Source organism: Sphingobacterium spiritivorum, from assembly GCF_016724845.1.
In the GTDB taxonomy this organism is placed as follows: domain Bacteria; phylum Bacteroidota; class Bacteroidia; order Sphingobacteriales; family Sphingobacteriaceae; genus Sphingobacterium; species Sphingobacterium spiritivorum_A.
Genome location: NZ_CP068082.1, coordinates 1,393,710 through 1,405,406, shown reverse-complemented (window position 1 = coordinate 1,405,406; position 11,697 = coordinate 1,393,710). Strand labels below are relative to the sequence as shown.

Genomic DNA, 11,697 nt, shown 5'->3' with positions numbered 1-11,697 from the left:
GAACAGAAGCTATAAGCTATTATTTGTAAATACTTGGTCTGAATTACGCAGTTATAAAAGAGAGAATCTTTTCTAAATATAGGGCATCTTCCTGATCGAATGAATTCAGGCTGTCGCTATCTACATCCAGGACAGCAATGATTTTTCCGTTTGCACGTACGGGTATAACTATTTCTGATTTGGATAGCGAGCTGCATGCGATATGTCCGGGAAATTTATCTACATCAGGGACAATAAGTGTCTGTTCATTTGCCCAGGCTGCTCCACAAACACCTTTTCCTTTTTTTATACGGGTACATGCTACCGGTCCCTGAAAGGGACCTAAAACTAATTCTTCACCTTCGATAAGATAAAACCCAACCCAAAAGAAACCAAACTGTTCTTTGAGTGCAGCGCTGATATTCGCAAGATTAGCGATCAGATTAGATTCTCCACTGATTAAAGCCTCTATCTGAGGGATTAATCCTTTGTACTGTTCTGCTTTATTTCCTGTGAGTATATTTAGATCTTCTGCCATATTTGTTGTTGCTCCACAAAATTACAAAATGTTTGGAGTATTGTGTTTTTTAAAATTAAGATTTCATAAGCATTGCTTTGTTTACTTTTTGTTGCCGACATGATGTGAATACGTTTTGTGGTTAAAACTGATCCAGTCCAGCGATAGAGCTGCTTTTTTGTCAACATCGGTATACACTAAGAATATATCAGCTTTACCTTTTGGCGGATTGATTTTACAGGATAAGATCTGATATTGATTCGGGCCTTTACTTTTATTTGCAACGGATTTTATTGTACCGATCAAGGGACCGCTTATGCTACCTGTACGTACTTCCAATTTACCTTTTGGTGACAGACCTGCTAAGTGTGCAGTAAACTGTTTGCTGCTGCCGGTCATGTCCACATTTGCAAAACGAATCCAACTGCCATTATGCATTCCGGCTATTTCAAAGCCACCATCAGCAGATGATTGTTTACGGGTAAGGCTTTCTTTTTCATAAAACCATTCGGCTTCTATTTTAGGCCAACCTGCATCATACTGTCCAACTCCATTAGTAAAGTGCTTGTCCAGAAAGTCTGTGTCCGTTACAAGGCGCCCCTGATCATCAAAATGGCAATAGGTAATAATCGTTGATCTGAATTTGTAACCTTGTTTAAGGTAATAGCACCATGCATGGTAAAATTGTCCTTTCCACCAGAAAAAACTGCTGTGAGCGAATACACCTAAATGATGACCTTTTCCAGTAGATCCGGCTCCTGTATAAGGGCCATATATGTTTTTGGACACCGCATATTCCGTTCCCCAGCTCAGGTAGTAGGTATCTTTATATTTGAAAATATAATTTTTATCCATCCAACCGCCGACTTTTTCCCATCCTTCACCTGTGATTGTGATAGGTTTGGGTGTTTCAGCAAGCGATATCATATCATCATTTAGCCTAGCGATATGATAGCCTCCACCTTCTTTGTCTCCATATACCAAATAGGGTGTTTTGTTTGGATCATCGTCTGTAATAATGGTTGGATCGTGCATAGGTGCGACCAGAGGTTTGCCCAGTGCGTCGATATATTTCCCATCAGGAGAATCGGCCTTCATTACGCCTATACTTCTTTTCCTGTCCGAAAAATAGAAATAGTACTTTCCATTTCTTTCAGCGGCATCTCCGGCCCAGCAGTCTGTAGACTGTGCTCCCATATAATTATCTTCAGGGGAGATTACCGTTTCGAGCTTCCAGTTTATCAGATCTGTAGTCGAAAATATCCGCCAGTCTTTCATTACCCAGGTCGTATCGGTTGGCTTATCATCGTGTCCCGAATAGAGGTATATTTTATTGTTAAAGACTCTTATATGAGGATCTGATATTCCTGGAATACCGATAATCGGATTTTGAGCCCTTACAGAGTTGCTTATCAATAGCGTCAGGCCTATTAGTGCTATATTTATTAATTTACTTTTTGCCATAGGGATCAATAGTTATAATACTGCCGTCTTTGTTATATTTTAGTTCGGTTACTTTAATATTTCTTAGATGAGTTTTGCCTCCAGATAGCTCTGTATCATGATAATACAACCACCATTTATTTTGGAATTCAACAATGGAATGATGTGTCGTCCAGCCTATTACAGGTAGCATAATTACTCCTCTATAGGTGAATGGTCCGTAAGGCGAATCGCCTGTTGCATACACTAATTTATGTGTATCGCCAGTAGAATAGGAGAAGTAATATTTTCCATTGTATTTATGTATCCATGAACCTTCGAAGAAGCGTCTGTCGTGGTCTTCACTTCGTATAACATTACCTTTTTCGTCCAATATAACTACATCTTTTGGTTCCTCTGCAAATTGCTTCATATCGGGAGTTAGTCTGGCTACTTTGGCTGTAAGTGCCGGTTCTTCATCTTTTTGTCCGTCTTTACTGTCGGAAACATTTTTATCATATGTACCGCTTTTCCAACGCTGTAACTGTCCCCCATGGATACCTCCAAAATACAAATAAAAGCTGTTGTCATTATCTTTAAATACGGCCGGATCTATACTATAACTTCCTTTGATAGGTTCTTTTTCGGCCTTAAAAGGACCTTGTGGGTGTTTGGATGTGGCGACACCAATACGAAATACTCCTTTCTTATCTTTTAATGGAAAATAAAGGTAGTAGGTATGATTGCGATATGCCACATCGGGTGCCCAAAGTTGCTTACCTGCCCATAGAATATTCTCAACAGCTAATGCTACTCCATGGTCTGTGACTTTTCCTGTAGGACTATCCATGGACAATACATGGTAATCTTTCATTTGAAAGTGATCACCACTATTGTTTTCAGCAACATCTGTTTCTATATCGTGCGAACCATAAATATATATTTTGTTATTAAAAACATGGGCAGAAGGATCTGCTGTATACATATTCCGTATGAGCGGTTTTGATATCGAGTTTTCAAATTTTGGTTGTTTTTCCTGAGCATATAGTGAAAAATGCATGTAAAAGAATATTCCTATAAAAGGTAATAGTGGAATTAATCTTTGGATTTTTTGCTTTCTCATGATTATTAATTTTATAAATTAAATTTTTGTTAATACAAAGGATATAGCAGGCAAATTGTTAGGCAGTTCTTTAGGTAAGGTAATCTCAATTCTGTTTTCCGTTTTTTTCCAAGCAACTTTTTCACCTGTCTGCAGACATTTTATAACTGATCCTTCTGCAGGCTCATTTCCTTGCCATGTTAGTGTTGAGGGGATAGCCTTACCTTCTTCCAGATTTGTGATTGCATATATTTTTGTACCGTCTTTACTTTGGGTAAACCAGGTATTGCCCTGATGATATATTTCAGTATTGCGTGTATTGTATATGGCTTCTCCGTTTCTGGATGTCCAATTACCTATTTCTTCCAGTCTTTCAACGATGCTTTGCGCTATTGTTCCATCCGCCTTGGGACTAAATCCAAGCAATAGGGAACCTCCTTTAGCTACAATTTCTACCAGAGTATGAATGACTTGTGCGGATGATTTAAAGTGTTGTTCATCTGTAGGGACGTAAGACCACCTTTTTCCTAAAGTAATACAGCTTTCCCATGGATGGGACATTTGCGCTTTCGGAATACCCTGCTCTGGCGTCTGATAGTCTTCGTATCCGGTGCCTGGAGTTCCTCTTTCTATAATTAAAATTCCTGGTTGTTTGCTACGCGCTATTTCAGCTTTCTTTTTCATTCCCCATTCCTGACCCCATGCGTCAATCCACAGTATATCTACATTTCCATAATCACCATTCGTCAGTTCGGCCACCTGATTGTTTGTAAACTGAATAAATTTATCCCAACGTTCAGGATATTCCCTGGTATTGTAATTTTCCCCACCATTGCTCGTCGGATATTTATCCCACCAATAGTAGGAAGAATGCCAGTCCGGTTTAGAATAATAAGCACCAACCATATAACCTTGTTTACGAAATGCCTCGAAAAAAGACTTCAGTATATTAGCATTATGATTATTCTTATATGCCCCATGCATAATGGAAAAATTGGTTTGTCTGGTGTCGAACAGGTTAAATCCGTCGTGGTGCTTTGACGTGAATATCAGATATTTCATTCCTGCTTTTTTACCAAGTATTGCCAGCTTTTCCGGGTTGAGTTTTTGAGGATTAAAGCTGTTGATTTGTGAAAAATATTTTTGCTTGAAATCGGAGTACTCTATAGTAGTATCTCTTTGTACAAAAGGCATATTGGTCAGCGACCATGAAGAACCTTGATTGGACAAACCGGTTGCACCTGCCTCCGTATATAATCCATAGTGTATAAACATTCCGAATTTTAAATCCCGCCATTGTTCCAGTTTTTTTATTACTGCCGGATCTGTAGGTGTAACATAGGTTTCAGATTTTGCCTGAATAAATTCTTGTGCTGATCCGGGCCAGCTGACACTAATGTATATGAGGATGAGTATCAATTTTATTTTTTTCATATGCTAAGCCAATATGTCATGGTATGAGTATATTTAAAGTAAAAGACCGTATAATATTTCGCTTCTAATTGGATTTTGAGGTTAAAATTATTCACTTAAAAAGGTGAAACAGATACTAAAGTCAAATAATAATTTAATATTCTCTAGTTATGGTAAACAAGCATTAAAGTGACTGAAGCGATCTAATTTAGTTGTGTGATTTTGCATTTGTATAATGCAACCGATTGCAATAATATATTAAATATTACTTGAAAGCAAATTTTTATTGCGAAAACGATGTAGATTCTGAGTGTATCATCTTCTGTGGAATCATATACAATCAGAGATGGGATCGCTACTATGTAACAATCCCATTATTATACTCATGTAATGATCATACCTGAAGCATCACTATTAGTTGATTCTCTGGCGGATATTATGCATTTATCTGGGTACGATTTCAACTTTTATTGTTTTTGTTGTGGAGATCTCACCAAAACCAGTATCATTTTGAGAATAGAAAACCATCTCATAAGAGCCGGGTTTGGTAAAACTGTATGTAAAATTGGCCTTTGGTGATGCATAAAAACCTTTGGATACATTCTCAGCATTCTCCGTTTTATTTTTAACTGAAACCCCGTAATCCGGCAGGACTCTTTTTAAATCTATGGGGCCGCTTACAATCCAGCTTTCTGTTTGAAGGGATGTTGTTGAGTTTGTGTTTCCGCGTATTGTAAAACTTTGGGTACTAAAGTTTGAGGAAAGGCTTTGACCGATACTTGTATTGCCGCTACTGCCTCCTGTTAATGTCCATTTTAAAAGGGGATTGGTTACATTGACAGTTCCCCAGCCGGGACTTACTGTATAGCTTGGAAATGCTGTAGGTATAACAATAGCTGAGGTTAACAAGGTGTAATATGTATCACCCACATAATGACGCAAGTCGATGTTGCCTACTGTCCACGTACCTTGCCCGGCTCCTGCCGGCGCGGTATATTTAAAAGCTAACCAGATTTTACCTGATCCGGTACTTGCTTCCGTGTTCAGACTAATATCTCCGGATTGCATATTGCTGTTTCCCGTTGCCCAGGTCACCCTGTCTGAAATATCTTTCCACTTGGCTAAAGGTATAGCAATCGAATCTTTGTTATTAAACTGTGTATATAGAATAGAGTCCGTAGTATACAACAGTTGTAATTTGTCCGTGCCTGCATTTCCCCGGTTAGTATAAAATCTTAACGTATTATTTGGTGAAGGATCTGTTGTCTTATTTCGGTTTATATACATACGTCCTGTTTCTCCTGAGTAAAAAGTAATGCGATCGGGATTGCCTGAAAATTTAAAATTAAGCGTATCATTTACTTTAAACTTTGTAGTCTTAATATCTGAATTATTGAATATATCTACATCAAAACTAATCGGATTGGGCGATATATTTTTTTCGCATGAGATCAGTAGTAACACTGATAGGAATCCCATTATTTTTTTTATTGATTTCATATCTTATCACATTTAAATAGCTGTTTCTATTATTTAATATCCCGGATTTTGTGTTATTCCTTTATTTACCTGTGTTTCGCCTGAGGGAATCGGCCATAGTAAGAATTTGTTTCCTCCGGCAAGTGCATTCAATGCGGCACGGTTAGCATTTGTTAGATTTCCATCGTTGGGTATTCCTTTCGTATTGTTGAAGTTTATAAGTTCCTGCATTCTTTGCAGATATATTCCCCATCTGATAAGATCTGTTTTGCGAAGTGCTTCAAAACAAAGTTCTCTGGCTCTTTCATCCTGTATCTCTGATAATGTAAGTGTTCCTGCTGTCAGATCAATAGCCGGATCCGGTGTATTCAAGTCTTTGCCATATGCTCTTCTCCGTACCTGATTAATGGCATCCAGTGCTGTCTGTGAGGGACCATTCAACATGAATTCAGCCTCACATATCATCAGTAAAATATCCGCATATCTTAAGATAGGAAAATTAATTTGAGTGGACCAGTTGGGTTTGGTATTAAAGCCAGGACCTAAAGGTTCATATTCTCTTCTCCATTTACCAACGGAGCGGTTTAGCAATTGGGTGGATGCATTGTAAAAGGAGCGGCGAGGTGCTCCTGCAGCACCTCCGTCTCCCTGATTAGCATAGGGCGCTATAGCCCAGTCTCGTCTGAGATCTCCCGGAGCATATTTGCTGTACAGATATTGTTGAGCATTGATAGTGGGCGCAGTTCTGCCGTAGATAGGGTCATTGTTCGCATTTTGAAGTCCGATTTGTGAGCCTATATATCCTGTTTTACCTGCGGCTATACCTTGTATAAAATAATCTGCTTCCCATATACTTTCTCTTACATCGTAGCGATTAGTCACTTCATTTAAAAAGATTTGGGCATAACCATTATTGGTATAGGCAGGATTACCATTCGTCGCGTTATATTGCAGCGGTAATCCCCTCAAATTGACTATATTCGGATTGGAATCTTTGTCCGTAAGTAAGGTGTGAAAACCTGAAGCCTGTACTTTTTTAGCCCACGAAAGAGCATCTGCATACTTGGCTTTATCATAAAGCGGATATCCTGCCATCTTCAGGCATACTCTGGCCAAAATGCCCTGAGCCGCCGATTTTGAGACCCTGCTGGATGCAGATTTTAATTCCGGGGCGTTAATATCCGCAAGATCCGGTTCAGCTTCCGTCATATCCTTTAATACCTGTTCGTACACCTCTTTTTCTGTTGCACGTGGAAAATTTACCTTATTAGGGTCTTTGCTGGCTTCAATTTTTATGGGTATACCACCGAAATACTGAGCGAGTAAAAAGTGATAATATCCCCGCATAAATTTAGCTTCTGCCTTTACTGTGGTGATGAACTTAGGATCCGCTGTAGCTCTATCTGCATTTTCAAGCAATAAATTAGCTCTTTCAATACCTGTATAACAATGTTGCCAGAACGCATTTATCTTGTTATGTGTGTAGGTCTGAAGATTCATAGCTACATCGTTGGCTATACCTGAAAAATAAGTGGCGTACCCTTCATCAGTAACTCCTTGAGACTGAATGGATAGCAGTTCCCCGTACACCTCGTAAAGCCCTAAAGGACCGTATACACCTGCGAGAGCAGAATTGAGTTCTTCTTTTGTGGTGTAATAGTTAGTTGGTGTTACAAAATCCTGTGGAGTGGTCTCCAGGAACTTTGTACATCCGATACAGGAAAACAGAAAGATGTAAAAGAAGATCTGTATTGCCTTTCTCTGACCATTCTGATACAGTGCAGAGAAGAATTGGATTAAATATTTCATATGTATATATTTTTTAAAATCATGTAGCATATCCACATTATACTTGTTGAAGTTAGGTCAACCTATGTAATAAGGATATTTCATAATTCTTTTATTTATTAAAATTTTGCGTTTACTCCAAAAGTAATTGTCCTGGCCTGCGGGTAACCGCTCCAATCAAATCCCGGTGTGAGCACATTATTGTATGTACTTATTTCAGGATCTAAGCCGGAGTATTTTGTCCAGGTAAGTATGTTTTGCGCGGATATATACAGCCTTATATTACTCATTTTTATTCGTGTCATTAATTTTGCGGGCAAATTGTATCCAAGTGAAACGGTTTTCAGGCGAAGGTAGGATCCGTCTTCTATAGTTCTGCTGGAGTACCGGCCGCTTGGTCCTGCACCACCGGTTCGGAAAAGTGTACTACCTGTATTTTCAGGTGTCCAGCGGTTATTGTAACTCTCAAACTGATTAAACAGAGGAGTATTATTGATATTACCTTCAAAAATGATACGGTTTGCATTTTGAATATTGTTTCCATAACTCCATTGGAAAAACAGATTCAAGTCAAAATCTTTATATGAAAAGTTGTTCCCAAATCCACCGGTATGAATAGGCAAACCACGTCCGATTACGGTATAATCGTCTGCATCAACGATACCATCCCCATTCAGATCTTTGAATTTGATATCGCCGGGTTGTATCGCTGCCCTGCTGTTGCCGTTTGTTGGTACATTATCTTTCAGAACCCAGTGACTTCCTTGTCCGGGGAATCCTGCAGATGGATTGAGTGCTGTTGTGTAATTGAAATCTTCATACTGATATACGCCATCCCAAACCAAACCATACATCTGGCCGATAGGTTGTCCGATCTTCGATATATAAGATGGTGTATTTCCAAACTGACCATCAAAACCTGTCATGGAAGATATAGCCTCCTGATTGGACGCTAAGGAAAGAATTTTGCTTTGATTCCAGGAAATATTGAAATTACTTGTCCAGCTAAAATCAGTCGTTTTGATATTTGTGGTATTGAGAGCTATTTCAAGGCCCTGATTCTGCATACTTCCGATATTTTTATAGACAGTTCGGTATCCCTGTACCAATGGAACAGACGCATTCAGTAGCAGATCCCGGGTGCGCTTCCGATACAGATCTGCAGTAAGTGCGATACGACCTTTAAAAACGCTTAAATCAATTCCGAGATTGCTCTGTTCAGTTGTCTCCCAACGGAGCTGGGGATTACCGAAAGAACCGGCAGATGCAAAAGGTGGAATTTCATTCCCAAATACAGCACCATCTGAACTATGAGCAGTGACAGGCGTACTGATTACTATACGGGAGTATGTAACAAAATCATCAACCCGATTATTACCTGTCTGTCCGTAACTTGCCCTCAAAGCACCGTTGGATAACCATGTTACATCTTTAAGAAATCTTTCGTTAAAAAAGTTCCATTTGACGGCACCAGACCAGAAACTACCCCATTTATTACCCGGACTGAATTTGGAAGATCCGTCTGCCCTGTATGATACGGTGAGGAAGTATCTTGAGTCATAGTTATAGTTGGCTCTTGCCAGCATGGATGCAAGTGTCCAGTTTGACCTAGAAGAAGGAATCGACTGCGGAGTACCTTGCGAAAGTCCGGCGACACCTAATTCGGCTTTAGGTAATTTTACTGCTGAAGCTCCGTCTAATGTGTAAAGTCCGCCTTGCTCGCTAACCACACCTGTCAGGATTAGATTATGTTTTTGTGTAAACGTCTTGTTCCAGGTAAGTATGTTTTCGTTAGACCAACCGGTAAATTGTGTATTGATTACGGAACCGTTTACGCCATATGTAGAACCATTGGCAGTGAGTGGACTTCCTTCTGCGGTCTGCGTATCGTTAAACTGTATATCTTTACCAGCCCAGCTATTAATGCCTCCGGTAATACGTAATTTCAGATCATCGAGAAAGTTGATCTCAACATATGAATTGGCATTGAGAGAGTTCGTAACATTATCCCGTACTCTGTGTTGCTGATTAATTAACGGGTTAATAATATACTGATTCGCGATACTATTGGTATTCCATTGTGCGGGATCTAAAAAATCATTTTCGAGATCAATTGTCTGCTTTCCTTGAGCGTCTAATGGTGCCATAGGACGATATCCCCACATGGTATAGAAAGGAGACATCTGTGCTGTAAAATAGCCACTTATACTCGCCGGTACGGGAGATCCGCCCCATCCTTTCTGATTCGAATAGTTTACATCTGCTCCAACCTTGAATATTCTGGAAATAATCTGTTCCAGATTTATTCTGCCCTGATAACGGCGAAATCCCGAATTGATCAATACACCATCCTGATCGAATATACTTCCGGATAGTGCATACTTTGTTTTGTCTGATCCGCCACGCATACTTATATCATAATTTTGCATAGGACTTTTCAGAAACATACTTTTTTGGAAATCTGTGCTTTTGATATTTCTGTAATCATCAATTGTGGCATATCGTAAATACAGGGAATCTGTTACTGTACCCGGACCTGAAATACCTGTAACCGGATTGCGATATAAAGTATTGCTTAGTATATCTCTTTCTGACTGATATCTTAAGAATGATTCAGGATCCATCAATTTCATTGTTTTTCCCATCTTCTGCCAGCCATAACTTGCATTGAAACTGACAACAGGTGGTCCTTCTTTCCCTTTTTTAGTAGTGACCATAATGACACCATTAGCTCCTCTGGCTCCATAAATGGCAGTTGCTGATGCGTCTTTAAGAACTTCTACGCTTTCTATATCATTTGGATTAATGGCAGTAGCATTTGCATCTTCCATCGGAAATCCATCCACGACCCACAAAGGAGAATTGCTCTGGCTTATTGAATTATTTCCCCGGATAACGATGTTGGGCGTGCTTCCGGGTTGTCCGCCGGGAGCACTGACAACAACTCCGGCAACACGACCGGCCAGTGCATCTGTGAAATTTCCAACCGGAGCTTTCTGCATATCTTCTACAGAAACTTTCGCGATAGAACCTGTCAGATCAGAGCGCTTTTGTGTACCATAGCCTACTACTACCACTTCATTCAGACCGGTCTCATCCGCCTGTAGGTTGAAGGATAACCTGGGATTATTAGCTTTAACAGTAATATCCGTTTGTGTAGGCATATAGCCTATATAAGATATTTGTATTGTATACACACCTCGTGGTATATCTTCAAATAAGAATTCTCCTTTCTTATCAGAAGAGGTTGTTTTTTTAAGTTGAACAATAAGAACAGAAGCGCCCTGTAAGGGTGTTCCGTGTGAATCTTTGACAATTCCACGAATAGTTTCTTTAGTCTGGTATGAAGTACTGGCTTCGCTTGTCATCGCAGATAAGACTAATAGAAAGGTCAGGAATGCCGATAAAGAAAACTTTTTTAAAATATGACTTTTCAGCATTGAAATCATATTTGAAGTGACAATTTTATGGCCACTTGCAAATTGTCTGTTGAGTAATCTTGAGGATATCTCATGTTTTAGGTGTTTTTTTTGGCTCATAATACTAATCGTTAATATGGTATTGGTTATATATGTTATCACGAATTTCACTTTTCATACTTTGAAAAGATCATTTTTTGATGTATCTGTGAAATGGTCCTGCTTTTATTATTGTGCAATTTGTATCAATAATAAAGCTGTTTATACTTATTTATATTGTTGATATCTGTATATAAGATACGAGAAACAAGTCCGGTCAATAAGTATAATGTCATGATGTACTTATTTTTACCATTCCCGATAATTATTAAAAATGAGTGATATAATTGGTTTATTTTGTTTAGTGCAACCGATTGCAATTATATATTAATTTTTCTTTTACAGCAAATCTTTTTTGCGAAAACGATGTAGTTATAGATGGCTATAATTGTATGAATACCGGTAATCAGCAGTTGAAATATTGTGACAACAGGAATAATAAAACACAAATGGGATTGTTACAGAATAACAATCCCATT

General features: G+C 38.9%; 7 protein-coding genes. All 7 read right to left on the bottom strand.

From position 1 onward, the window contains the following. Positions 1–43: 43 nt before the first annotated feature. The 7 genes from I6J03_RS05775 to I6J03_RS05745 all read right to left on the bottom strand — a co-directional run bounded on the left by I6J03_RS05775 (position 44) and on the right by I6J03_RS05745 (position 11,239). The gene (locus I6J03_RS05775; RefSeq protein ID WP_003008188.1) at positions 44–517 is read right to left on the bottom strand and encodes a GAF domain-containing protein; all 474 of its coding nucleotides are present in this window, start codon (positions 515–517) and stop codon (positions 44–46) included. Positions 518–598: 81 nt separating this feature from the next. Next, a complete protein-coding gene (locus tag I6J03_RS05770) occupies positions 599–1,960 on the bottom strand; it encodes a family 43 glycosylhydrolase (RefSeq protein WP_003008186.1) in 1,362 nt (453 codons plus the stop codon). Beyond that, on the bottom strand, positions 1,947–3,041 hold the full coding sequence (locus I6J03_RS05765) for a glycoside hydrolase family 43 protein (protein ID WP_003008185.1): 1,095 nt from the start codon (positions 3,039–3,041) through the stop codon (positions 1,947–1,949). Before I6J03_RS05765 ends, I6J03_RS05770 begins: the two co-directional genes overlap by 14 nt. 18 nt (positions 3,042–3,059) lie before the next feature. Then, positions 3,060–4,454 (bottom strand): alpha-L-fucosidase, encoded by a 1,395-nt coding sequence (locus I6J03_RS05760; protein WP_003008183.1) that lies wholly within the window; start codon positions 4,452–4,454, stop codon positions 3,060–3,062. Between the two features lie 423 nt (positions 4,455–4,877). Then, entirely contained in the window at positions 4,878–5,933 is a 1,056-nt protein-coding gene (locus tag I6J03_RS05755) for a DUF5017 domain-containing protein (protein ID WP_003008181.1), read from the bottom strand. Between the two features lie 33 nt (positions 5,934–5,966). Then, positions 5,967–7,721 (bottom strand): RagB/SusD family nutrient uptake outer membrane protein, encoded by a 1,755-nt coding sequence (locus tag I6J03_RS05750; protein ID WP_232279739.1) that lies wholly within the window; start codon positions 7,719–7,721, stop codon positions 5,967–5,969. A gap of 98 nt (positions 7,722–7,819) precedes the next feature. Continuing rightward, positions 7,820–11,239 carry a SusC/RagA family TonB-linked outer membrane protein gene (locus I6J03_RS05745; protein ID WP_003008177.1) on the bottom strand — a complete coding sequence of 1,140 codons (3,420 nt, stop codon included), beginning with the start codon at positions 11,237–11,239 and terminating at the stop codon, positions 7,820–7,822. Positions 11,240–11,697 lie beyond the last annotated feature (458 nt).

Bases quoted from the DNA above. Each gene is read 5' to 3' on its own strand.
- I6J03_RS05775 (WP_003008188.1), bottom strand. From the start codon at position 517: ATGGCAGAAGATCTAAATATACTCACAGGAAATAAAGCAGAACAGTAC.
- I6J03_RS05770 (WP_003008186.1), bottom strand. From the start codon at position 1,960: ATGGCAAAAAGTAAATTAATAAATATAGCACTAATAGGCCTGACGCTA.
- I6J03_RS05765 (WP_003008185.1), bottom strand. From the start codon at position 3,041: ATGAGAAAGCAAAAAATCCAAAGATTAATTCCACTATTACCTTTTATA.
- I6J03_RS05760 (WP_003008183.1), bottom strand. From the start codon at position 4,454: ATGAAAAAAATAAAATTGATACTCATCCTCATATACATTAGTGTCAGC.
- I6J03_RS05755 (WP_003008181.1), bottom strand. From the start codon at position 5,933: ATGAAATCAATAAAAAAAATAATGGGATTCCTATCAGTGTTACTACTG.
- I6J03_RS05750 (WP_232279739.1), bottom strand. From the start codon at position 7,721: ATGAAATATTTAATCCAATTCTTCTCTGCACTGTATCAGAATGGTCAG.
- I6J03_RS05745 (WP_003008177.1), bottom strand. From the start codon at position 11,239: ATGAGCCAAAAAAAACACCTAAAACATGAGATATCCTCAAGATTACTC.